20 protein-coding genes are annotated in these 23,062 nt (G+C 46.3%); 6 read left to right on the top strand and 14 right to left on the bottom strand.

Annotated elements, in window-relative coordinates:
- Positions 1-4: 4 nt before the first annotated feature.
- Positions 5-1,174 carry an MFS transporter gene (locus tag LEPBO_RS0130765; protein ID WP_017291451.1) on the top strand — a complete coding sequence of 390 codons (1,170 nt, stop codon included), beginning with the start codon at positions 5-7 and terminating at the stop codon, positions 1,172-1,174.
- 4 nt (positions 1,175-1,178) lie between these two features.
- Here the strand turns inward: LEPBO_RS0130765 and ggt are convergent, their stop codons facing one another.
- From ggt to kdpA, 5 genes are all read right to left on the bottom strand, one after another.
- Complete coding sequence (ggt, locus tag LEPBO_RS0130760; RefSeq protein WP_026149042.1) at positions 1,179-2,870, bottom strand: gamma-glutamyltransferase; 1,692 nt, start codon at positions 2,868-2,870, stop codon at positions 1,179-1,181.
- Positions 2,871-2,966: 96 nt separating this feature from the next.
- Entirely contained in the window at positions 2,967-3,581 is a 615-nt protein-coding gene (kdpC, locus tag LEPBO_RS0130755; protein ID WP_017291449.1) for a K(+)-transporting ATPase subunit C, read from the bottom strand.
- A gap of 1 nt (position 3,582) precedes the next feature.
- The gene (locus tag LEPBO_RS38805; RefSeq protein WP_017291448.1) at positions 3,583-3,843 is read right to left on the bottom strand and encodes a potassium-transporting ATPase subunit F; all 261 of its coding nucleotides are present in this window, start codon (positions 3,841-3,843) and stop codon (positions 3,583-3,585) included.
- A 9-nt stretch (positions 3,844-3,852) separates the two neighbouring features.
- Positions 3,853-5,979: a potassium-transporting ATPase subunit KdpB gene (gene kdpB / locus LEPBO_RS0130745; protein WP_017291447.1), complete on the bottom strand. Its 2,127-nt coding sequence runs from the start codon at positions 5,977-5,979 to the stop codon at positions 3,853-3,855.
- A 58-nt stretch (positions 5,980-6,037) separates the two neighbouring features.
- Positions 6,038-7,774, bottom strand: a complete 1,737-nt coding sequence (kdpA, locus tag LEPBO_RS0130740) for a potassium-transporting ATPase subunit KdpA (RefSeq protein WP_017291446.1) — start codon at positions 7,772-7,774, stop codon at positions 6,038-6,040.
- 293 nt (positions 7,775-8,067) lie between these two features.
- Here kdpA and LEPBO_RS0130735 point away from each other — a divergent pair, with 293 nt between their 5' ends.
- The gene (locus LEPBO_RS0130735; RefSeq protein ID WP_026149040.1) at positions 8,068-9,165 is read left to right on the top strand and encodes a sensor histidine kinase; all 1,098 of its coding nucleotides are present in this window, start codon (positions 8,068-8,070) and stop codon (positions 9,163-9,165) included.
- Between the two features lies 1 nt (position 9,166).
- Entirely contained in the window at positions 9,167-9,847 is a 681-nt protein-coding gene (locus tag LEPBO_RS0130730) for a response regulator (RefSeq protein WP_017291444.1), read from the top strand.
- A 22-nt stretch (positions 9,848-9,869) separates the two neighbouring features.
- Here LEPBO_RS0130730 and cbiB read toward each other — a convergent pair whose 3' ends face one another.
- From cbiB to rppA, 6 genes are all read right to left on the bottom strand, one after another.
- A complete protein-coding gene (cbiB, locus tag LEPBO_RS0130725) occupies positions 9,870-10,841 on the bottom strand; it encodes an adenosylcobinamide-phosphate synthase CbiB (RefSeq protein WP_017291443.1) in 972 nt (323 codons plus the stop codon).
- Entirely contained in the window at positions 10,829-11,386 is a 558-nt protein-coding gene (locus tag LEPBO_RS0130720; RefSeq protein WP_017291442.1) for a molybdenum cofactor guanylyltransferase, read from the bottom strand. Before LEPBO_RS0130720 ends, cbiB begins: the two co-directional genes overlap by 13 nt.
- Positions 11,386-12,183, bottom strand: coding sequence for a superantigen-like protein SSL4 (locus LEPBO_RS41945; protein WP_144056302.1), 798 nt, complete (start codon positions 12,181-12,183; stop codon positions 11,386-11,388). The genes LEPBO_RS0130720 and LEPBO_RS41945 overlap by 1 nt, the downstream gene beginning before the upstream one ends.
- A 122-nt stretch (positions 12,184-12,305) precedes the next feature.
- A complete protein-coding gene (locus LEPBO_RS0130710; RefSeq protein ID WP_017291440.1) occupies positions 12,306-14,249 on the bottom strand; it encodes an APC family permease in 1,944 nt (647 codons plus the stop codon).
- A 210-nt stretch (positions 14,250-14,459) separates the two neighbouring features.
- Positions 14,460-15,791 carry a two-component system sensor histidine kinase RppB gene (gene rppB / locus LEPBO_RS0130705; RefSeq protein ID WP_017291439.1) on the bottom strand — a complete coding sequence of 444 codons (1,332 nt, stop codon included), beginning with the start codon at positions 15,789-15,791 and terminating at the stop codon, positions 14,460-14,462.
- A gap of 16 nt (positions 15,792-15,807) precedes the next feature.
- The gene (gene rppA / locus LEPBO_RS0130700) at positions 15,808-16,494 is read right to left on the bottom strand and encodes a two-component system response regulator RppA (protein ID WP_017291438.1); all 687 of its coding nucleotides are present in this window, start codon (positions 16,492-16,494) and stop codon (positions 15,808-15,810) included.
- A gap of 440 nt (positions 16,495-16,934) precedes the next feature.
- Between rppA and LEPBO_RS0130695 the strand changes: the two genes are divergently transcribed.
- A complete protein-coding gene (locus LEPBO_RS0130695; protein ID WP_017291437.1) occupies positions 16,935-17,885 on the top strand; it encodes an NAD-dependent epimerase/dehydratase family protein in 951 nt (316 codons plus the stop codon).
- Between the two features lie 124 nt (positions 17,886-18,009).
- On the opposite strand, the gene LEPBO_RS0130690 is transcribed toward LEPBO_RS0130695, so the two are convergent.
- On the bottom strand, positions 18,010-18,588 hold the full coding sequence (locus LEPBO_RS0130690) for a Crp/Fnr family transcriptional regulator (RefSeq protein ID WP_017291436.1): 579 nt from the start codon (positions 18,586-18,588) through the stop codon (positions 18,010-18,012).
- Between the two features lie 393 nt (positions 18,589-18,981).
- On the opposite strand from LEPBO_RS0130690, the gene LEPBO_RS0130680 reads away from it, so the two are divergent.
- Positions 18,982-20,091: a sulfate ABC transporter substrate-binding protein gene (locus LEPBO_RS0130680; RefSeq protein WP_017291435.1), complete on the top strand. Its 1,110-nt coding sequence runs from the start codon at positions 18,982-18,984 to the stop codon at positions 20,089-20,091.
- 265 nt (positions 20,092-20,356) lie between these two features.
- Here LEPBO_RS0130680 and LEPBO_RS38795 read toward each other — a convergent pair whose 3' ends face one another.
- Complete coding sequence (locus tag LEPBO_RS38795) at positions 20,357-21,358, bottom strand: threo-3-hydroxy-L-aspartate ammonia-lyase (protein WP_017291434.1); 1,002 nt, start codon at positions 21,356-21,358, stop codon at positions 20,357-20,359.
- Positions 21,358-21,642, bottom strand: a complete 285-nt coding sequence (locus LEPBO_RS0130670) for a small RNA NsiR4-regulated ssr1528 family protein (protein ID WP_017291433.1) — start codon at positions 21,640-21,642, stop codon at positions 21,358-21,360. Before LEPBO_RS0130670 ends, LEPBO_RS38795 begins: the two co-directional genes overlap by 1 nt.
- A 767-nt stretch (positions 21,643-22,409) precedes the next feature.
- On the opposite strand from LEPBO_RS0130670, the gene LEPBO_RS0130660 reads away from it, so the two are divergent.
- A complete protein-coding gene (locus tag LEPBO_RS0130660; protein WP_017291431.1) occupies positions 22,410-22,814 on the top strand; it encodes a hypothetical protein in 405 nt (134 codons plus the stop codon).
- Positions 22,815-23,062 lie beyond the last annotated feature (248 nt).

The raw sequence follows: 23,062 nt of genomic DNA, 5'->3' as shown, positions 1-23,062 counted from the left end.
TCGTATGGTCTTCTCAAAGCGCCGCACTGATGCTAGCTGGATTGGGATTGTTTTAGCATTCTACTCGTTTATCGCGATCGGAATTGCAGAAGGTGGATTGGGCGTTCTACTGCCTTCGATTTTGAAAACATTTCAACTCAATCCGGCAAGTATCACTTTTTTGTTTCTCAGCCAAATTACAGGCTATGTGATCGCTGCATTGAATAGTGGCGCATTGGTGAGCCATCTCGGTTTAGCTCGCATGATTCTACTGGCAGCCATTTCTCTAACCAGTGCGCTTTCTATTTATGCTTCAACGACTCATTGGAGCATGATGGTCGCATCGGGCACGCTCTTAGGAATCGGAATTGGGCTAATCGATGCTGGTATGAATACGTTCATCGCAAGCAATCAGCAAAATGCGAATCAGATGGGTTTTCTCCATGCGTTCTATGGAATTGGTGCTTTATTAGGACCCGCGATCGCGACAACGCTCCTGGAAGCACAAGTTAATTGGCGCTATGTCTATTTGGTGTTTGCGAGCTTTGCCGGGCTTGTCATTGTTGGAATGATTTGGGCGATTGTGCATCACTATCGCCCTTTAACTCAGAGAATTGAAGCGACTGCATCGGCTCGATCGAATCTTCGCATGATTTTTCGGACTCCGACGATCGTACTTTCGGCACTGCTTCTCGCTGTTTATGTGGGCACAGAAGCCTCGATCGGGAATTGGTCATATACAGTGCAAACGGTCGATCGGGGTACTGTAACTTGGCTTGCAGGCTATAGCGTCAGCGGCTATTGGGCAGGTTTAACACTCGGTCGATTTTCGATGGGTCAAATGGTTCGCTGGTTTGGAGCAATTCGCACGATTATTTATTCGCTCGGATTGTTATTGTTCAGTGCGGGGGTTTGGTGGCTTTTTCCAATGCAGCTTTGGAGTTTGTTTGTGATGGGATTTGCTTTGGCTGCAATTTTTCCGACTGTGATCTGGCTCGTTCCGCAGCGCGTGGAAGCTGCATTAGTTCCCTCTGCGATCGGGTTGATGACGAGTACGGCAAGTTTAGGAGCAGCAACCATTCCAACCTTACTCGGCTGGCTAGCTAATCAAACTGGTTTAGGAATTATTCCAATGGTAATCGTTGGATTAGCAGTTTTCATGATTGTTCTGCATCACTGGATCAACCAGTTTTAGCTCTTTAGTATCCAGCAGCAGTACCTTCGCCGCGTGGGTCAGCTGCACCTTCTAACCCGCCATCTGGACGAACGACGATCGCATTCGCATTGCCCCAATTTCCACGCTGATAAATTTGATGTCCTCGACGCTGTAAGTCTGAAATCGTCAAGGGATCAAGTCCCCGTTGTTCTACATTTAATCGATCCGGTTGCCATTGATGATGAATTCGAGGTGCGGCGATCGCTTGGCGGACATCCATCTCGTAAACCAACACATTCAGAATACTTTGCAGCACTGTTGTAATAATCGTGCTTCCGCCTGGTGCGCCTACTGCCATTCGGAGCTTTCCATTTTCAGTAATGATTGTGGGAGTCATGCTCGAAAGCGGCGTTTTGCGAGGCGCGATCGCATTCGCTTGCCCCCCGACTAAACCAAACGCATTCGGAGTATTCGGCGCGATCGCAAAATCATCCATCTCATTGTTCAAAACAATTCCAGTTCCTTTCGCAACAATTCCCGCCCCAAAACCCAGATTGATTGTAAAAGTAAGACTGACTGCATTGCGATCGCGATCGACCACTGTGAGATGGCTCGTTTCCGTCGATTCTTTTGAAAGCTTTTGTAAAACTGCTGGATCGCCTGGTTTCACTGAAGGAGCAGCTTTTTTGGGATTAATTTCTGAACGCCGAAGTTTCGCGTAAGCAGGGCTGATCAAGGCAGATACCGGAACTTTCACAAAGTCAGGATCGCCAAGATAAGTTGCACGATCGGCGTAAGCGATTCGCATCGATTCAGCCAGAAGATGCAACGAATCTGGATTGCGCCAACCCATTGTTTTAAGATCCGTATCACTCACCAAATTGAGCATCTGAATTAAATGCACTCCACCCGATGAAGGCGGCGGCATGGAGCAGACCCGCGCTTGGCGAAAATCTCCACATACAGGAGTACGCCAGATCGGACGATATTGTTTGAGGTCTTCGAGAGTAATTAGCCCCTTGTTGACTCGCATATCATTAACGATCGCAGTCGCAATTTTGCCTTGATAGAAACTATTCGGATCAACTGCGATCGCGCTTAAAGTGGTTGCTAAATCAGGTTGCTTGAAAATTTCACCCGGCTGGTAAGGCTTGCCCTGATGCGTAAAAATCTTCTGAGCCTCGGCATTTTGAAACTTCCGTGATGTCGTTGCTTCCGTAAACCGATGACTCACCGGAAAACCAGATTGAGCCAAGTTCACAGACGGAGCAACAACCGTCTTCCAAGGTAATTTTCCATATTGCCGATGGGCTTCGTAGAGTCCTGCAATTGTTCCAGGTGTAGCGACTGCTAAGTAACCATTAATGCTACTGTTCGGGCGAACTTTGCCCTGAGCATCTAAATACATGTTTTGAGTTGCTTTCAGGGGCGCACGTTCTCGAAAATCCAGGGCTTTCGTTTCATTTTTCTGCGCTTGGTAAAACATCAGAAAGCCCCCACCACCGATGCCAGCAGAGAACGGCTCCGCAACCGAAATCGCTAAGGTCGTAGCAACCGCAGCATCGATCGCATTTCCGCCCTGTTTGAGAATGCTCAAACCAATCTCGCTGGCGATAGGGTGCGCCGATGTCACCATGCCCTGTTGAGCGCGATCGAGATAAATAGTTTGCGCTTTGACCAGCGACGCATCAATGACAACAACAAGACTAACTGCAACGAGGCTACAAACTTTCATGAGCAATGCCACACTAGAAGCATTCATTATCATAATGGGATCAAGAGCATCTGCACTCTCAAATACAGTTCTAAGTTAGCCTCTTAGATTTTGCAGTTACGATGCCCGAGCAGGTTTGAGAGCATCTAACGCTAAGTTCAGCTTTAATACATTTACTCCGGGTTCACCAAAAATGCCTAAGAAGCGATTCTCAGTATTTTGGGTGATCAAAGCTTCAATCTGATTCGGTTGCAGTCCTCGCGCTTTTGCGACTCGATCAATTTGCGCTCTTGCTCCCTCTGGCGTAATGTGCGGATCAAGACTTGACCCTGATGTGTAAACTAAATCGGCTGTCGGTTTCACACCTGCTTTCTGCAATCTGGGAATGTCGCCTTTGATGCGATCGAGCAAAGCGGGATTATTCGGAGCCAGATTACTTGCACCTGAAACCCCTGTTTTTAATACCCCTAGCGAATCTGCTTTTGGATCGGCAGTACTATAGTTTGTAGTACTAGGGCGACTATTGAAATAGCGATCGCTGGTAAACGGTTGCCCAATTAAAGCTGAGCCAATCGGTTGTCCCTGAGCGTTGTTGATCAAACTGCCATTTGCTTGAAATGGAAAGGCAATTTGTCCGATCGCAATCATCACAAATGGATAAATCAAAGCAGTCAGAACCCAAAGAACGAAAGTAGAACGAACGGCTCTACCTGCCTCACGTACAAAGCTCATTTTAGAATTTCTCCGGCGCAAACATCACAAAAAACAAGTAAACAGACAATGCAACGATTAATAAGCCAAGTAGTCCCAGTGACCAAGCTTGGGAGCGAGAAAGCTGAGAACTACTAGCAGCATAGACCACAGGTGCAAGAACAAGATTAAAACAAAGTGCCAAGAACAAATACAGAGGCAGCTTTCTTCTGCGCCATGCTAAAAGCATTTCGCTCGTATCTTCAAACACTGGAGTGAGAGTGTGAGGTAAATTGAATTTCATAGCAGTTTACTAGGATAACGGCAAAATCAGGTCGATCGCTTTAATCGCAATAAAAGGTGCAACAATGCCACCCAAGCCATAGACCAACATATTGCGCTTGAGCAATTGATCGGCAGTGAGCGGACGAAATTGCACACCTTTTAGGGCTAATGGAATCAGTACAGGAATGATCAGCGCGTTGTAGATTAAGGCAGATACGATCGCGGACTCTGCACTTTTTAACCCCATAATGTTCAATGCACCGATTCCGGCAGCAGCAAAGATAGTAGGAATGATTGCAAAATACTTCGCAATGTCATTCGCGATCGAGAATGTGGTCAATGCCCCACGGGTGATGAGAAGCTGTTTGCCAATCGTCACTAAGTCAATCAGTTTAGTCGGATCAGAATCTAGATCAACCATATTGGCAGCTTCTTTCGCAGCCTGTGTGCCAGAATTCATTGCTAAGCCGACATTGGCTTGAGCAAGAGCAGGCGCATCATTGGTTCCATCACCCGTCATCGCAACGAGCTTACCTTCAGATTGTTCGCGGCGAATCACGTCAATCTTGTCTTCAGGAGTCGCTTCTGCAATAAAATCATCCACCCCTGCTTCTTGAGCAATGATTGAAGCTGTGATGCGATTATCTCCAGTGAGCATAATCGTCTTGACTCCCATGCGACGGAGTTGATCAAATCGTTCGCGAAGTCCCGGTTTTACAATGTCTTTAAGGTAGATCACGCCGTACATATCACTGCCTTGGCAGACCGCAAGCGGCGTTCCTCCGAATCGAGAGACACGCTCATAAGCTTCGTCGAGTGCAGCAGGAACCTGTCCACCTCGCGATCGCACAAAGCCTTTCACAGCATCCACGGCTCCCTTACGATACTCAATGCCTTCAATATCTGTCCCACTCAGGCGAGTTCGAGCTGAAAATTCAACCCCTTCAGCCGCTTTTCCATTTAAGGCAAAATTCGCACCTAAATTTTGAGCGAGCTGGACAATTGATCGTCCTTCTGGAGTTTCATCGAATAAACTAGCGGCAAGACAAATATCAGCCATCTCTACGAGTGAATGGTCATTCACTGGAATAAACTCGTCAGCGAGACGGTTCCCAAGCGTGATCGTTCCAGTTTTATCAAGCACGAGTGTATTGACATCTCCACAAGCTTCAACAGCTCGTCCAGAAGTCGCAATCACATTGAACTGCGCCACTCGATCCATTCCCGCAATCCCGATCGCACTCAACAAGCCCCCGATTGTCGTCGGAATTAATGCCACAAGCAGCGAAATTAAAATCGCGATGCTGGCTCCCGAGCGGAAGCTATTTGCAACCTCTCCTCCGAGCGTTGTTTCTAAAAAGTTTGCAACATAGTTTGCAATTGGGGGAACGGTCGCAACCACAATCAAAAACACCTGGGTCAGAACTGCAAGTAACACAGTTAAAGCAATTTCGTTTGGCGTTTTCGTGCGTGCTGCGCCTTCGACGAGGGCAATCATCCGATCGATAAAGCCTTGCCCCGGATCTTGAGTAATTTTGAGTAACAATTGGTCAGAAATGATGCGAGTCCCACCCGTGACTGAACTCATAATGTCTGTGCCGGGTTGCTTCAGCACCGGAGCCGATTCTCCAGTAATGGCAGATTCATCTACAGAAGCAATGCCTTCGATCACTTCCCCATCAGCTGGAATCATGTCTCCAGCTACGACTCGAACCAGATCACCCCGCCGTAGTGCAGTAGAACTTACTTTCTGAGTTGTACCATCGGGAAAAACTTTTAAAGCAGAAGTATCCGATCGCGTCGATCGCAGTGAATCTGCTTGAGCTTTTCCACGTCCTTCTGCAACTGCCTCTGCAAAATTCGCAAAAACAACTGTAAAAAATAGAATCAACGTAATGATGCCATTGAGCAGGCGTTGTTGATTCACATCAGCTTGCACGGTTCCAAATAAGTTTGGCTCCAGCGTGACGAGCAAAGTCACGATCGTACCGAGCCAAACCACAAACATCACCGGATTTTTAACGACAATCCGTGGGTCAAGTTTAACAAATGCCTCTTTGACGGCTTTTTGATACAAGCCATCCAGCTTGACTTTAGCGGTATGTTTGCGATTGTCACGAGATCCCTGAGGCAATTTTCCTGAATGAGACGGCATAGATTTCATAACAGTTGAAATGTTATCCTGAAGTAAATAACTCTAGTCGTTGATCAAACTAACCGCCTCTAGCAATTTGAAAGGCTTCAGCGATCGGTCCAAGTGCCAAGACAGGGAAGAATGTGAGTGCGCCGAGAATTAAAATCACACCTGCTGTCACAGCAATGAATAATCCGGTATCAGTTCTCAATGTTCCACTCGTTAAAGGCACAGGCTGTTTGCGGGACATGCTATCAGCAAGCAACAGCAGTGAAACCATTGGAATATAACGACCTGCTAGTAGACTAAAGCAGCAACTCAAGTTCCACCACAATGCAGAGGGTGCAGGTTGACTATCGAGTAATCCTTCAAATCCAGACCCATTGTTTGCAGCAGCAGACGCATACTCATACAGGAGTTGAGTCATGCCATGAAAGCCAGGATTAGGAATACCGTTAAAAAAGCCTTGAGCCGTCGCACCATCGGGCGCACTGGGTAAAGATAATGCGATCGCACTAGGCAGGAGAATCGCGATCGGATGCACCAGCAAAATCAGAAAACTCGCTAGCACGACTTCCCGCTTTTCGATCTTGCGTCCCAAAAATTCTGGCGTTCTACCAACCATCAATCCTGTTACGAACACTGCCAGAAGCAAGTAAGCAAAAAGGTAAGCTGTTCCCGTTCCTTGTCCACCCCAGACAATTTGCAGCAGCATGTTGGAGAGCGTGACAAAGCCACCATTGGGCATAAACGAGTCGTGTAAGCTATTGACGGCTCCAGTCATGGTTCCAGTCGTCATCGTGGCATAAAGTGCCGATTGTGCCCAACCAAAGCGGACTTCTTTTCCTTCTAGGTTCGGAGCCTGACCGCCAAGCAGCGCGTTAACTGCGGGATTGCCATTGTACTCCCCAATCCCATTGATAATGACGAAGCCAATAAATAGGAACATGACTAGCCCATAGACGAGCCAAGCTTGCTTACGATTGTTTGCAATCACACCATAGGCGTAGATGAAAGAAGCAGGTAAAGCAACCATGCTCATAATCTGGATGAGATTCGTGAGCGGATTGGGATTCTCAAATGGGTGTGCTGAGTTAATCGCAAAGAATCCACCCCCGTTTTCCCCAAGTTCCTTCATTGCCTCAAAGTGAGCGATCGGTCCGCGTGCGATCGCTTGACTGATTGCTGGATTTTCTAAAGTCGGAACGATAATAGGACTTCCGAGGGTTTCCGGAGTTCCAGCAGCAATAAGAACAATCGTGATCAAGATTGCGATCGGCAAATGAATCCGCGTAATCGTCCGAATCAGATCCACATAAAAATTACCAAGCGGTCTACCTGTCAGCCCTCGGATAAAAGCAGCACCCACTGCCATCCCTGTTGCTGCTGAGACAAAGAACATATAGCCTAAACCAGCAACCTGAGCAAAATAGCTATAGGTCGTTTCGCCAGAATAATGCTGCTGATTGGTATTCGTAATAAATGAAATGATTGTATGTAAATTCGTATCCCAAGTTGGCGAACTGAGATAAGTCGGATTCAACGGAAGCCAGCCTTGACCAAACAAAATAAAAGCCAGCAGCAATGACATCGCCACATTGCTAAACAATACGGCTCTAGCATACTGCCAGCCCGTCATGTTTTCCTGTGCTTGACAGCCACTCAAGCGATAAATTCTCGACTCGATCGCATTGAGCACGGGGTCAAGTAACGATCGCTGACCCAAGTAGATGCGCGCCATATACCCACCTAAAAAAGGGGTAATCACTACTACAATCAGCAGCGTTAACGCAATTTGAAACCATCCTTCCAGCATAATTTATCTCGAACTCCAACAGAAAAATTGAAGTAGTTGTTTTTGCTCAAACTTGAAGCGTAATGCAGCGAACACGCGAAGCATTTGAATCGTCTCTGAGAACTATCATGAACGATTTTGTCGATCTGACAAGGTATAACTTTGAAACGGGTCTCGTCTATATCTTCCACTGAGTCGTGTTTAGGAAAGCGCTATTAGCATAGATATAGATCGCATCTAAACGCGAATTGAAACATCCTTTTTCTCAAGCAGATCGCTTAAACTTTGAGAAAGGACTCCTCCGGATCAGCCCAATGTCACTCTTCAAGCTGTTTGTTAGTTCTAAAGATTGGCATCTTCACGCATTCTGGCTCATCGTATTTCTGTTCGCGATCGTATTTGTCCTAGAATATGCCACGCCTTCTGCCTATGTATTTGGCTATCTATACATTGGTCCTATTCTGATTGCGAGTCATCATTTGAGCCGACGCGCCGTTTTTACACTGACGGCGATCGCTTGCATTCTGACCATGCTCAACGTTTGGCTGCCCAATTTTGAGATCATCAATGCTGCAATGATCTCAAATCGAATCATCGCAACAATCGCGATCGTAGTAACAGGGATGTTGAGCGATCGCAATCGAGCATATCAGCAAACCGTTTTACACCAGCAGAGTCAATTAGAATCCCAAGAACAACTTGCACGTCTTCGAGAAGATTTTGCTTCTACTTTGACGCATGATCTAAAAACTCCGTTACTCGGAGCCATTGAAACATTAAAAGCATTTCAACAGGGTAGTTTTGGCGAGGTGCAGTCTGCCCAACAACCTGTTCTAGCAATGATGATGAGAAGTCATCGAACCACCTTACAGATCGTTGAAACATTATTAGATGTCTACCGCAACGATAATGAGGGCATTCAACTCAATGCAGTTCCTGTCGATCTCGTAAAACTGACAGAAGAAGTCACAACAACCCTGAGAGAACTTGCAGCCAGTCGTCGCATTCATATTTCACTGAATTATGGAGCTTCGGATTTTCGCAAATTTCTCTGGGTCAAAGGTGATCCGCTACAACTTCAGCGGGTGATTGCAAATTTGCTGACCAATGCCATTCATCATTCTTCTCGCGGTGGCAAAGTTGAAATTGCGCTAGAACCTGGCTCAATTTATCAAACGGTAAAAGTAATCGATACCGGGGCAGGCGTGCAGTCTGAAGAAATTCTGCATCTATTTGAGCGATTTTATCAGGGACAGAGCGATCGCCAAACCAAAGGGTCTGGACTCGGACTCTATCTCTCGCGTCAAATTATCGAGGCACATGGCGGTACAATTTGGGCAGAAAATGGTCAGGCAGGAGGAGCAGTATTTGCATTTCGCCTGCCAACTCTCCCTCACTCCCCTGTCGTGTAAGATGGCATCTCCACCGCTAAAAATTCTTCTTGTTGAAGATGATGAACTATTCCGTCTCGGTTTGCGAGTTCGTCTCGATCGAGAACCAAACTTAGAGGTTGTCGCAGAAGCAGAAGATGGAGAAACGGCACTCGATCTAGTTAAGTCGCAAGCGCTCGACATTGTTGTCTTAGATATTGGGCTATCAGGGCTTGGAGGAATTGAAACTTGTCGGCAAATTCGGCAGTGTGTACCGACACTACCTGTGCTAGTTCTCACGTCTCATACTCAAAAAGCGATCGTCAATCGGATGATCGAAGCTGGGGCACAAGGATATTGTCTGAAAGGATGCCCTTCTCAACTTCTGATTCTGGCGATTCAGTCAGTAGCAGCAGGTGCATCATGGTGGGATGCGACCGCGACGACTGAAATTCGAGCTGCTTTTGAACATCAAGGAACTTCTGATCCGGATCATCCTAAAGTGGCTCTGACTCAACGAGAGCAAGAAATTTTGGCATGGATTGCACGCGGAAAAACGAATCAAGAAATCGCTGAAATACTATACATTACACCCGGAACAGTGCGAGTTCATGTCCATGCTATCTTGCAGAAGCTAGAAGTTCGCGATCGCACTCAAGCTGCAATTATCGCGATGCAGCAAAAGCTCATTGCTCCTGATGAACTTTCTAAATCAGAGGATTAGGTTTAAAGGCAGTGATTGAGGTTTAAGTTGCGAAAGTGCCTAGCGGCAAGTGCTGTAGTAAAAATAAACATGCGATCGCTAACCAACTCAAAAAACAAACCCGCGTCAAACTGAGTGCTTGATAAATCGTATCAACTGTGATCTCTTGTAAAGGCTCTCCGAGCAGAGGTTTATGTTTTTCGACTCCTTGATAGTAATTCACGCCACCGACTTGCACCTTCAAGATAGCCGCATAGATACATTCACTCCATCCAGAATTAGGACTTGGATCTTGAGGTGCATCTCGCTGGCAAAGCTTCCATACCTCAAACGGTCTGCCGGATATTAAACCCAATGTCAACACAGTCAATCGACAAGGAAACCAAGTCAAAACATCATCAGTTTTAGCACTAAACCAACCAAGATCCGTGAAAGGCGGTGCCTGATATCCAATCATTGAATCGAGCGTGCTAACGGCTTTATACGCGATCGCAAACGCAACACTTCCCACAGGCGTAAATGCCCCAATCAAGGCATAAAACAATGGAGCCATCACTCCATCGACTGAATTCTCGGTGACAGTTTCCAGAACTGCCCTAAGAATCTGAGGTTTTGACAAATGCTCTGTGTCACGCCCGACATAAAGCCGAAGTTGCGATCGCGCTTCATCTAAATGATCCAATCTTGCAATCACATCTTCTGCTGCTCGTCTCAAACTCCGTCCAGCAAAACAGCTTGCAAGTAAAACGACCGCGATCGCACTTCCTAAAATCGGATGCAGGAATGTTCCAAGCTGAATCAACCCCCAACTGATACCAGCACTTCCAAATCCTAATCCAATCGTTAAAATCACGCCCGCAATCCGCAGCGCGATCGCATTTTTAGTAAGCCGAAAAGTAACTTGCTTAAATTGCTCGATCACCCAACCCATCACCTGCACTGGATGCAACCAATTCCACGGATCACCAATCCAGAAATCAAGCAGTGCTGAGCAAATTAAAATTAAGGCAGACATTGTTTCAAATCATCGGGAGTATTGCAATTAAACAAGATTTGACGATCGGATACTACTAACTCTTGGACAACTTCAGCATCTAACCAATGCTGAAACGACCTCTGACCTTGTGCAATGTAGCGTTGCAAACTTGGTAGACAATCGCGGTGGTAAAATCCACACAAAGGTTCCCATCTCTGCTCAGTTTTTGCAACTACGATCGATACTTCTGCGAGTTGAGTTGTCCACTGTTTCAACGTCTCACCCCGCAATCGAGGCAAATCGCAAGCGAGTAGTAAAACCCACTCAGTCGCAACCTGTTCAAGTGCTTCTGCAAAACCAACAATCGGCGATCGCGGACTGGATTCTTCAATCCATTGCACGTCAGACACCATTGGCTCATAGCGATCGCGCCACGAAGTCACAATATAAATCAAATCAGTACAGTGTCTTGCTGCATCACAAGTTCGTTCGAGTAGAGGAACCCCATCAATCTCAAGTAGAGCTTTGTCTTGACCCATTCGAGAACTATTTCCACCCGCTAATACGATCGCACTCAGATTCATTAGAAATTACACTCTTTGGGTTCAGAATCCTCTGTCCAATTTTCTAAATTCATCGGTTTGAGCGTTGTTCTAAATTCTTGATTATTCTTCACACCTCTGCCTGTCAGCAAATTCACATCACAAGTACCACCCACTGCAAGATCAAGCGTGTCGTGATAAGAGTAGGTGTACCCTGCCACAACAAACTCTCCGTTTTCATACATCGCTGTAATCTTTTTGCTCCAGCGATCGCGACCAATCGCATCATTTGCAGAATTGATGACGAGAGAACCTTGAGGGTTTACGGACAGCGAAGGCTGTGTGCCATACATTGCACCACGCCAAGCAACATTTCGCTTACTCAGAGCAAGTCTAGACTTTTGAGACGGATCTGACAGATAGATCAGCAGATCCGTCTCCGTAGCATCGGCTTCTGAAACAGTTAAGATTGCGCGATCTGCGATACTATCTCCATTCCAATCTGCTTTAACCGCGCTGATCACTTTATCCTGAGGAATATCCGGCATCGCAATTTCAGACGAAGCAGAGGTTTTTGAGGATGGGACAGACTGAGATTTGGGCTTTACTTCTGCTGTTGGTTGGGTACTAGCTGGAGCCTCGGTTTTTTCGGGTTGAGCGCCTGAACTCTCCGATGAATTTGGGGTCTGCTTGGGTTGAGCTTCTGCGATCGGGGTTGATCCGCTCTGTCCTGGTGGCGCAGAAGATGGAGTAGAACTTGCACAGCCGACCATTGTCAAGTTCATGTGACCGATGAGAAGCGCGCTCATCACAACACGGAGATTGGATCGTTGAAGCATCTGCAACCACCTAAACGGTAAAAATAGGATGTAGTCTTGCCATCCCAAAAGCATCGAGCCGAGATTTGAATTCTAGCTCAAATTCCAATTTTTTCATTTCTCAAATCCATTCAAAATCGAGATTATCCGCCTACGTGAATTCTAGGACGCTGTTGAGGGTCGCGTTCTGCTTTCCGCAATACCTCACGGGTCAACACTGGAATATCACCCTCACCAAATAGAATAAATCGTGCCAAATACTTCACAGGATTACCTTCTGCCCATCCAAAATAGACATGGGGCAGCTTACCCGTTTCGTTGCGCAAGTAAAGCAGAATCGCAGCGATCGCGTTTGGGACAGCGGCACTCCGGGCACGCAAAATTCGATATTCTCCCACTTCAACGCCTTGAATTTGAATCGTTTCGGAAAATTCCGACGCATCCGAGATCTCAACTTCTAAAAATAGAATCGGCTCTGCATCTGGAATATGGTTATCTTCACGAACTTGTTGTTCTTTGAGAAAATATTCTTGCCAATCCCCTGCCTGTTTACGATTCGCAATCAGTCGAATCATATGAGCACGTTCATCGTTGATCAACTGACGGGCACTTGCATCTAGATCAATTCGCTCAACTCGCAATTCGGTCGATCTCCAAATCCGAGAAATCAGTGATGTAATCACGATCGTGGCAATAAACAAAGCCGCAATCCGAATGCCCTCAGGACGTTCAATAATGTTAACAACAGTGGTATAAACAAAAACTAACGTAATTAAGCCAAAGAGCAAAATACTGCGGGTAGCTCTACGGCGATAAGCAGAGAGTGTCACCGCAAATGCTGCCGAACTCATTAACACTAATACGCCAGTTGCATAAGCACCCCCTTGAGCTTCCACATCTGCTTGAAAAACTACCGTCACCGTAAACGCGATCGCAATATAAACCAACACCAGCGGTCGGGCAGCTCTTGCCCAATTTGGAGCCATGCCATAGCGCGGCAGATAACGCGGCACAATATTGAGCAGTCCTGCCATTGCAGACGCTCCAGCAAACCATAGAATCGAAATTGTGCTGAGGTCGTAAAGTGTTCCGAATCCACTTCCCAAGTAACGATGAGCGAGATATGCTAAGGCTCGCCCATTTGCTGCACCCCCAGGTTGAAATTCTGCAACCGGAATCAACAGCGTCGTCACCAGACTACTCGCAATCAAGAAAACGCTCATCGTCACAGCCGCAGTCAGCAGCAATTTGTGAGTATTGCGAATTCTGCCACGCGGTTTTGGTTCTGTGTCGTTTCCACTTCCTTGCACGAGTGGCATCACTGCCACGCCCGTTTCAAACCCAGATAGCCCTAATGCAAGCTTGGGAAAGAGTAAAGCAGCCGATGCCAGTAAAAGAACGGGATTACTGCGATCGGCAAAGAGAGCCGCTTGCCAATCTGTAATCACGCTCGGTTGATTCAAAATGTGCAGGGCACTCACTGAGATCGTGATTAAATTCAAAGCAAGATAAGCAAATACCAGCACTACAGCAAGCCCGATCGCTTCTCGAAATCCTCGCAAAAACACAATTCCGAGTAATGTAATCAGCATCAGCGTAATACCCACTGTCTGACTGTGCAGAAATTCCGGAACCATCGGATTCTCTACAATATGTGCAGTGGCATCTGCGGCAGAGAGTGTAATCGTAATGATAAAATCGGTCGCGACAAAGCCGAGGAGACAGAGTACGAAAAACTTGCCCTGCCACCATGCTAGTAAATGTTCGAGCATCGCGATCGAGCCTTCTCCATGCGGACTATTCATTGCAATTCGCCGATAGATCGGTAAGGCTCCAAACAAAGTGAGTAAGACTAAGATAAATGTCGCGATCGGAGATAAAGCCCCTGCAGCTAAGGCAGCAATCCCAGGCTGATATCCCAGCGTTGAAAAATAATCCACCCCCGTCAAGCACATCACTTGCCACCAAGGGTACTTCCGCTCAGTCTGTGCTTTGTGATAGGGTCCTTCTCGCTCGTGATGTTCTTCTTCTAGCAGCCAATTGAGAAAAGGACTGCGGTGTTGACTAGGAGGATTCGGCTTGACCATTTTTTAAGCACATTCAAGAAAATGCGATCGCATTCAATACTTCTACCACAAGCCCATCAAGGAAATTAGAAAGCGCCCTGCTCACTTAGAGAACTATAGTCAGTGTTTCCTCTACCTGAGACTAACAGGAAATATTCAACCTATACAATCTGTCTATCAGTAGGTGCGGACGATTGAGAACGCTCAATGCAAGTCATGGCTCGATCATGGCTAAGTCTTAAGCGGCAGGCGAAGTGTAAAAATACTCCCTTTTCCGAATTGGCTTTGAACTTTAAGACTTCCCTTGTGAAGTTCCACAATCGCTTGAGCGATCGCCAGTCCCAATCCTGCCCCGCCCGTCTGCCGAGAGCGGTCTTGGTTCACACGATAAAATCGGTCAAAAATTCGAGCCTGCTCCGCTGTCTCGATTCCAACCCCTGTATCTTCAACTTGAATGATGGCAGTCGAGTCTTCTTTGAGCAATCGCAGCATTACAGTCCCACCAGGATACGAATATTGGATGGCATTCGTAATCAGGTTCATGACTAAACGGTAGAGCTGTTCTTCATCTCCAACAACATAGAGATCTTGAGCCTGGATTGAGAGTTCTAAGGAAACTTTAGCGGAGATCGCGAAAGCAGCAAATTCTTCAACTAAATCGTGCAATAAATCATCTAAACAACAGTTCTGATGTTTAGTCGGTAAGACTTTCAGATCCATCCGAGACAGCATCAGCAGATCTTGAACGAGTTGAGCCAGCCTCTGATTCTGACGAGTAATCGTTTGCAGAGTCGTCTGAGCTTCAATCAAGTTCAGATTTTCTGTACCTAAGGTTGTCTCAACCGTCGCTTGAATTGCAGCAAGAGGCGTTCTCAGTTCATGGGCAGCATCTGCGGTGAATTGCTGGATTTGTCGATACGAATTATACACAGGCTGCATCGCTAATCCGGCTAGCCACCAGCTTGCTCCCCCAATTGACACCATTGCTATCGGTAAGCCAATCAGCAGAAACACTTTCAGCGAGGCAAGATATCGTTGATATCCAGAGAGCGATCGTCCAACTTGAATATAGCCCCAAGGCTGCCCTGCTGAAGTCGTCAACACCATTGAGAATTGATGATAGCGTCGTCCTTTCTCGTCTGTGAGGATTTGCCAATTTTTGCCTTGAGCAGCAGAATCTGGCGGGGGGGGAGTGTTAACTGTTGCTAATGTTTGGAAGGATAGGTTTGTGAATCTCACATAGTAGGGATCTTGGTAATCGGCTCCTAAAACATGAATATGTGATGTTTTAACCGGGCGGCAAAGCTGACCTCCAACACAAAGTCCGGGAAGAATCTGCCTGACACGCGGATGCAGTTCGCCCGGTTTTTCGAGCATCGGTTCAATGCTGTCATGTAAAGACCCTACTAAGGTTTGAATTTCGCCAGCGATCGCTTCAAAATGAGTTTCTGCTAGATGTAGATAAACCGCAACGCCACAAACACCCAAAATCGCTCCCATAACTCCTGCATACCAAGCTGCAAGCTGTAGTCGCGTTCGATTAAACAGTCGATTTTGGTGCATAAGCTTTACATAAGCCTTATGTGGGAAGATTCAATCGATATCCTAGTCCATAAACTGTTTCGATCGCGTGACCTAAGTCTTGTTCTGCCAACTTTCGACGCAGTAGGCGCACTTGTGCCGCAACAACATTGCTCACCGAGTCTGAGTTGAGTGTCCAAAGCTGATTGCGGATTTGCTCAGTACTGACGATTTGATTCGTATGCTTCATCAAATACTCTAGAAGTTGAAATTCCTTCGCAGTCAGCAGGACTTTTGCCTCTGATGCTTGAAGCTTCACACAAGAGGAACCATAGTCTAAGATGAGCGAGCCAACCTGAAGAGTCTGAGCTTGAACTTGAGGGGATCGACGCTGCAGCGCTCGCAGTCGGGCAAGCAGTTCTGCCATGCCAAACGGTTTAACCAGATAGTCATCCGCGCCTGCATCTAATCCAGTCACGCGATCGCTGATACTATCTCGTGCAGTTAGGAGCAGCACAGGCAATGATTTTCTTTGTGCCCGAAGCCGATTGCAGATTTCAATCCCAGACAAACCAGGCAACATCCAATCAATCACAGCCAGCATATACTGCGCTTGGGATTGAGTGAGATACTCCCAAGCTTCATTACCATTTTTTGTCCAATCGACAATGTAACGTTCGCGCGTTAGCGCTTTCTCGATCGCACTCCCTAAGTCTGGCTCATCCTCAACAAGAAGAATTCGCATAGCGTTCGCACTTTCTACCTAAAATCGATCACTCTAGCTGCTATTTGCATTATTAGCAGATAAGGATGAAATCAAGATGAAATGTCGCAACTTAAAGCAATATTTCTAAATGTTATTTTCTCTGATCCTCGGAAAAGTTCTGGGGAATTTCATCACAAAAAATTTCATCCTTATTTCACTCTTTGTTGTTAGAGTCAGGATAAGGGTGCACAAAGCAATTTCAGACAACAATACCGTCATATCATCCAAAATGTAGAAATCTGCCCAAAATCCTTGCAAAGTTTTAGCTGTTTGTTCTAAAAGTCTAATTAGGCAAAACCTTCAAGATGAGCTTTCACTAATTAGAAACAATTAGTCCGAGCAGAAGATAAGCATTATGTAGTTCACATTGTTCAGTTATTTTCAGAAGTAAAAAGTCAGCTTACCTTACTATCAAAAATATGAATTTGCCCCAGTTGTTTAGCACACAAAAGGTATTAGTCACAGGCGCGTCTGGCTTCATTGGAGAACATCTTTGCCGACAGCTTCTTTGCTCTGGAGCAGAGGTTTATGGAATCTCTCGACTGAAGCGATCATCGCCTCATGCCGCGATGCACTGGCTTCAGGGAGATGTGAAAAATTTTGATGAGCTGCGGCAAATTTGGAAGAGCATTAAGCCTGATATTGTCTTTCACTTAGCAAGCTATGTATCAGGTTCACGTAGCATGGATGCTGTGCGATCGACTCTAGAAAATAATTTGGTGAGCACGGTCAATCTGCTAACGCTGATGGCTGAATTTGGCGGACAGAGGATTGTCTTAGCCGGATCATTAGAAGAGCCAAATGCGGGCGATGTTCCCATTCCATCCTCGCCCTATGCTGCCGCAAAATGGGCAAGCAGTGCCTATGCCCAGATGTTCTATCAGCTCTATCAAGTCCCGATCGTCAATGCTCGTATCTTTATGGTGTATGGACCAGCCCAGAAAGATATCAAGAAGCTGATTCCTTACGTGACTCTTTCATTATTAGAAGGAAAAGCGCCACAGTTAAGCAGTGGTCAGCGTCAGGTCGATTGGGTTTACGTAGATGATGTTGTGGATGGCTTAATCGCAGCCGCTCACGTGCCCAATATAGAAGGGTGTACTTTCGAGCTAGGGTCAAGTCGCTTGACTCCTATTTCAGAGATTGTTCAAAACCTGAATCGCTTGATCGATCCGAGTATTCAGCCTCTATTTGGTGCATTACCCGATCGACCTATGGAGCAAGTTCGTGTAGCAAACTTGGACAATACTCGGTCAATACTCGGTTGGATGCCGAAAACTGCTCTAAAACAGGGACTGATGAATACTGTGCAGTGGTACTCTGCTCATCGAGATTTATATTTGCCTCATGCACTAAACTTAGCGCTCTGAGAAAGCAAGCTGCATTTTGAACAGCATCCTTTGAAATCAGAAGACTCAGAGCCATTAGAAGCTCGAATCCAGATCAAGACGAATCGTATGATTTAAGTCTTAGTTTCAAGCTTGAAATTAAGACTTAAATTTCATAGTGCCAAGCTTCCGATTCTCGCAAGACAATGCGACGCAGCGATCGCTCAATCACGCCTTGTTCCTCAAATTGTCCAAGAATCCGTGTCACTGTCACGCGCGTTGTTCCCAACACATCCGCAATATCTTGATGAGTGAGCTTCAGATCAATTAAATTTCCAGCTTCTACTTCTCGTCCGAATCGCTTTGCTAACCAATTCAGCAGCTTAATCATCATGGCATCGACTTTTCGATGACTGCGAATCACAGCTAATTGCTCCATCTGTTGGAGATGAGACAGCAGCAACGCTGCATCAGGTTGCCATTGTTCTGAGGATAGCGGCGTTGCTGTTACTTTTGTGAGGCATTCCACTTGATAAGGATCTACACAAGAAAGCGCCTGACCCACAATGTCCCCGGCACCCCAAATGCCAAGTGTGATGATCGTTCCGTCTTCTAGCCAAGTGAGCGATCGCGCGACTCCCGATTCAATCCGCCAAAGTTTGAACCTTGGATCGAGCAACGATCGCAGTCCAAAGTCGTGAGAGTGAACCGCAGACGAGAAAGGTGAAGAGAATAAACTGGTCATTACATAAATCCTATTTATCTATAGGATTACCGGAGTATTTCAATATCGTAGATCGCCAAGTGCAAATTGTCACGATCTTGAACATGATGAATTTGTTAAGGCTGCCGCAACCCGAGAAGGGTTTGATCATCTACGGCATTTGAGTGTACTCACTGAATGATTAAATTCAGTCATCTAGATGTCACAGACGCAATAGACCAAAAAAGACTTCTGACGCAGATTCATAGAAACGCTCGCGCTGACTCCTCTACAAGCCTTAAAACAATCCTAATCTCAAGTAATCCGATCAAAAAATGGGAGTATTTTCTTGCGCTTTATCTCTTTCTCCGATACGATTGAAAGCTGAAAAGAACGGTAATCCTACAATATTACCGTAGATTAGGAGAACAATTCATGAAGTTGAAGCAAAACAGACCGCTATTTAATTTACGATCGCTGAAAAAATTCGTTTCACTCTTTGTGATCGGCACCACCCTAAGTGTCGCTATCGCCTCCTGCGGCGGCAACACCGCTTCAACTTCTTCTAGTCCCAATAGCGCTAGCCCCGTTGCCAATTCCGCTAAAGAGGTCGAACTCACCCTCGTCGGCTATGCCGTCCCCAAAGCCGCTCACGATGCCATCATTCCTAAGTTCGTCGAAAAATGGCAAAAAGAAAAAGGGCAAACCGTCACCTTTAAACAAAGCTACGGTGGCTCAGGCTCTCAAACTCGCGCCATTATTGATGGTCTTGAAGCCGATGTCGCCAACTTAGCGATCGCCGCAGATACCGAAAAGCTCGTCAAAGCCGGATTTGTCAATTCTGACTGGACGACCAAAACCCCGAATAATGGCATTGTCGCCAAAACGGTCGCTGCGGTGATTGTCCGTCCCGGTAATCCCAAAAATATCAAAACCTTTGATGATTTGACCCGTCCCGATGTCAAATGGGTCACGGCAGACCCGAAAACCTCGGGGGGCGCTCGCTGGAACTTCCTCGCTCTCTGGGATCATGCTTTGAGAGCCAACAATAAGGATGAAGCTAAAGCGACCGAGTTTGTCACCAAAGCGTTTGCCAATGTGGCAGTGCTGGCAAAAGATGCCCGCGAATCGACTGACGCATTCTCCAAGCAGGGACAAGGTGATGCCTTGATCAACTATGAGAATGAAGTGATTCTGGCACAGCAAAAGGGGGAAAAGCTGGAATATGTCGTGCCAGATCCCAATGTGTCGATCGATATTCCGATTTCGGTGATTGATAAGAACGTGGATAAGCATGGCACGCGAGAAGTTGCAGAGGCATTTGTGCAGTATTTGTACACCCCGGAAGCACAAGCCGAATTCGTCAAGTTAGGCTTCCGCCCGTTGGATGGTGCCCCGGTGAAGACGAAAGAGAATACGGACAAGTACCCGGCGGTGAAGACTTTGGGCACGATTCAGGAGTATGGCGGGTGGAGCCAAGCACAGAAGAAGTTCTTTGACGATGGAGCGGTCTTCGACCAAGTCCAAGCTTCGATCAAACGTTAGGCATGACGCGTAGTTTGCCACTTTAATTTTGCGGAGTGGGGAGATGGGGAGCAGCAACTCTGAGTGCAGATCTTCTCTCTATCCTCCTATCTCTCGATCTGATTGACTGATGGTGAACTACTAGACCCGTAGAAATCAAACTATCTCGCTGCGGCTTTAAACTGTCTGGAGTACTCCGAAGTACTTTCCATCGTCCCTAAGACTTCGACAATACCCTTTGATTGTGAGAATCTAGGCAATGAGCAGAACAGCGATCGCATTGAATTTAGCTCATTTCTGGTGCTAAAGGACGGCGACGAGTTGCTTTCTCACGAGCATTTGCTTTTGTAAAGAGCTTTCCGGCTTCTTTGAGATCGATGTTACCCCCGCTAATGATTACGCCAATTTTGGCATCGGGGAAAGAGACGATTCCTTCGAGTAATGCAGCGGCAGCAAGCACACCTGTCGGTTCCACTACGATTTTCAGCCGTTCCCATAGAAAGAACATCGTGCGAAGAATTGCCGCTTCGGAAACTGTGACCATTTCATCTACTCGTTCCAAAATGATTGGAAAGGTCAGTTGTCCGAGAGCAGGCGTTCTTGCACCATCTGCGATCGTATTCGGATTTTCCACGGTTTGCAGCGTTCGACTATAGAACGATCGCTTCGCATCATCTGCTTGTCTCGGTTCAACCCCAATGATTTGACAGTTTGGTGCAAGATGTTTTGTGGCGATCGCACATCCTGAAAGCAATCCTCCGCCTCCACAGCAAACGAGCAAAACATCCAGTTCACCCACTTCTTCGATCAATTCTTTTGCCGCAGTGCCTTGTCCGGCGATCACAGGCTCATAATCAAATGGAGGAATTAAAATACGATCGCTCAAAATGGATTGAGCCACGTCTTCTCGTTTCTGCAACGCTCGGTTATAGGTGATCACTTCTGCACCATAGCTTTCAGTTGCAGCCTTTTTCACCACAGGCGCATCACTGGGCATCACGATCGTAACCGGAATGTCTAAAAGCTCACCTGCTAAAGCAAGAGCTTGCCCATGATTGCCCGATGAATAAGCAAGAACGCCTCGCTGCTTTTGTTCATCGGACAATTGAGCCATCGCGTTGTATGCTCCCCGAAACTTAAACGATCCCGATCGCTGGAAATTCTCACACTTGAAAAACACCTGTGCTCCAGTTCGATGATTCACTAGTCTGGAGGTGATCACAGGGGTTTTGTGAGCGATTCCAGCCAGACGATCGGCAGCCGCTAAAATATCCGAGTAAGCAACCATTATTTGTTGTAAAAGAAAGCGATTTCTTTATCTTTCAATGGTGCAAATCCAGCCGCCTCTAGCATTTGGTTGAGATCAGCTTGAGGAATATGTTTTGCTCCAATCCGCACAATTCTCGATCGCATCGTATTCGATACTCCACTGCGTTGCCGTCCCGCTTCAAGTGCCATGACTTTGTTATAAAGGTCGAGCTTTTCAGTGGGGATCGGAGAACCATCAAAGTCAATTCCTTTTGCGATCGCAACATCGATCGCATCGGCGCCTGTCGTATTTTCGGTACTCATAAAACGAATCAAATCTATTCTTGTACAAGAGCGATTGTACCAGGAAGCCTAGATCTGATAACGAATTAACTTAGCTGCAATTAGTTTTACCGAATTATCGGGAGATTTGATCTGAACCTTGGTCGCTTTTCATTCATGACTGTTGGGCATCTTGCCATGTTGATGAGCTTTAGCGTGACCACATAGAGGACATTCCATCGATTGGCTCGCAGTGAAGATCCATCTCTACTCAACCATTTCCACATGAGCTTGATGCACTCTCAAAGATCTGACATTGATGCAGTAGGATACTCAGGACTGACGAGCAATTCTAAATTCACCCTCTTGAATCATCACACTATCAAGCCGTCTTCGTTCACAAGTTGTTAATTATTGAACATTTTCATTCCTGACAATCACAAAACTGTCGTAACGAGTAAACAAGCTGTCACGAGAAATGCAACAACTGTCGTAACGAATAAACAAGCTGTCACAAGAAATGCAACAACTGTCGTAGCGAATAGACAAGCTGTCACGAGAAATGCAACAACTGTCGTAACGAATAGACAAGCTGTCGTAACGACAGCTTCTATTTTTGTGATTTGATCAGTGACTTACACAGAGACAGCATGTAAATTTGCGGAGACAAAATCGATCGCGGTAGAGAAATCACTTGCATTATCAAAGCAACTTTATAAAATCCTTACATTCTTTCTGCGTTTTCTGCTGAACCAGAAGTCCGGTTGAGTAAGCCAAGCTGGTCGCATAAATCTGTAGAGGAGAGAAAAATGTCTCGTAAAAAGCGTACTTCGCGAATTTTAGAAAAGGCTGAGATCCGCATCTCAGGGCTAAAAGCTGTTGATCCGGCGATGGATTTTGGTGAGTCTCGCAGTGTGGTGCATATGAGCGTGCAAATTGATCGATTACGCAGTCATATTGAAGACTATAATCGCGCGCTCACATTCCTCGACTCTTCTAAAAAACAAATTGAGGAACTTGAAAAAAGCTTAGGTGATCTCAGCGATCGCATGTTAACTGGAGTCGCATTCAAATACGGCAAAGATAGCCGAGAGTATGAGATGGCAGGTGGAACGCGGAAAAGCGATCGCATTCGTAAAAGCAGCATCGCCCGAATTAAAGCGACGAAAGGAGCAAAAATTACGCCTGAAACTGAGACTGAGCAAAGTGCATAAGTTAATTTTGCTCTAATGAGCAAAGAAATCGATACAGAGGGCTATCAACCTGGGAATGCTGAAGCATAGCCCTCTTAAATTCGACAGAGTCAATAGGTTTTATCCACGATCGTCATAACCGAAAAATTGTTGCGTGCATCCGTACATCCCGCGATCATGCTTCACAATTTCTTCTCGAAAAATCTGCGAAATTACTGCTTTGTAATTCCAGGTGAATGTCCTAAGGCGCGGATTGGGAAATCTACCCA

The organism is Leptolyngbya boryana PCC 6306 (assembly GCF_000353285.1).
Lineage (GTDB): Bacteria > Cyanobacteriota > Cyanobacteriia > Leptolyngbyales > Leptolyngbyaceae > Leptolyngbya > Leptolyngbya boryana.
The sequence above is the reverse complement of the archived record's forward strand: the minus strand, read 5'-3'. Positions and strand labels throughout refer to the sequence as shown.

Coding starts and splice junctions, on each gene's coding strand:
- kdpA (WP_017291446.1), bottom strand. CDS start 7,774: ATGCTGGAAGGATGGTTTCAAATTGCGTTAACGCTGCTGATTGTAGTA.
- ggt (WP_026149042.1), bottom strand. CDS start 2,870: ATGAAAGTTTGTAGCCTCGTTGCAGTTAGTCTTGTTGTTGTCATTGAT.
- LEPBO_RS0130730 (WP_017291444.1), top strand. CDS start 9,167: ATGGCATCTCCACCGCTAAAAATTCTTCTTGTTGAAGATGATGAACTA.
- LEPBO_RS0130680 (WP_017291435.1), top strand. CDS start 18,982: ATGAAGTTGAAGCAAAACAGACCGCTATTTAATTTACGATCGCTGAAA.
- LEPBO_RS0130695 (WP_017291437.1), top strand. CDS start 16,935: ATGAATTTGCCCCAGTTGTTTAGCACACAAAAGGTATTAGTCACAGGC.
- rppA (WP_017291438.1), bottom strand. CDS start 16,494: ATGCGAATTCTTCTTGTTGAGGATGAGCCAGACTTAGGGAGTGCGATC.
- LEPBO_RS38805 (WP_017291448.1), bottom strand. CDS start 3,843: ATGAAATTCAATTTACCTCACACTCTCACTCCAGTGTTTGAAGATACG.
- LEPBO_RS0130765 (WP_017291451.1), top strand. CDS start 5: ATGGTCTTCTCAAAGCGCCGCACTGATGCTAGCTGGATTGGGATTGTT.
- kdpC (WP_017291449.1), bottom strand. CDS start 3,581: ATGAGCTTTGTACGTGAGGCAGGTAGAGCCGTTCGTTCTACTTTCGTT.
- LEPBO_RS0130710 (WP_017291440.1), bottom strand. CDS start 14,249: ATGGTCAAGCCGAATCCTCCTAGTCAACACCGCAGTCCTTTTCTCAAT.
- LEPBO_RS0130660 (WP_017291431.1), top strand. CDS start 22,410: ATGTCTCGTAAAAAGCGTACTTCGCGAATTTTAGAAAAGGCTGAGATC.
- LEPBO_RS0130720 (WP_017291442.1), bottom strand. CDS start 11,386: ATGAATCTGAGTGCGATCGTATTAGCGGGTGGAAATAGTTCTCGAATG.
- LEPBO_RS0130670 (WP_017291433.1), bottom strand. CDS start 21,642: ATGAGTACCGAAAATACGACAGGCGCCGATGCGATCGATGTTGCGATC.
- LEPBO_RS38795 (WP_017291434.1), bottom strand. CDS start 21,358: ATGGTTGCTTACTCGGATATTTTAGCGGCTGCCGATCGTCTGGCTGGA.
- kdpB (WP_017291447.1), bottom strand. CDS start 5,979: ATGCCGTCTCATTCAGGAAAATTGCCTCAGGGATCTCGTGACAATCGC.
- LEPBO_RS41945 (WP_144056302.1), bottom strand. CDS start 12,183: ATGCTTCAACGATCCAATCTCCGTGTTGTGATGAGCGCGCTTCTCATC.
- LEPBO_RS0130735 (WP_026149040.1), top strand. CDS start 8,068: ATGTCACTCTTCAAGCTGTTTGTTAGTTCTAAAGATTGGCATCTTCAC.
- LEPBO_RS0130690 (WP_017291436.1), bottom strand. CDS start 18,588: ATGACCAGTTTATTCTCTTCACCTTTCTCGTCTGCGGTTCACTCTCAC.
- cbiB (WP_017291443.1), bottom strand. CDS start 10,841: ATGTCTGCCTTAATTTTAATTTGCTCAGCACTGCTTGATTTCTGGATT.
- rppB (WP_017291439.1), bottom strand. CDS start 15,791: ATGCACCAAAATCGACTGTTTAATCGAACGCGACTACAGCTTGCAGCT.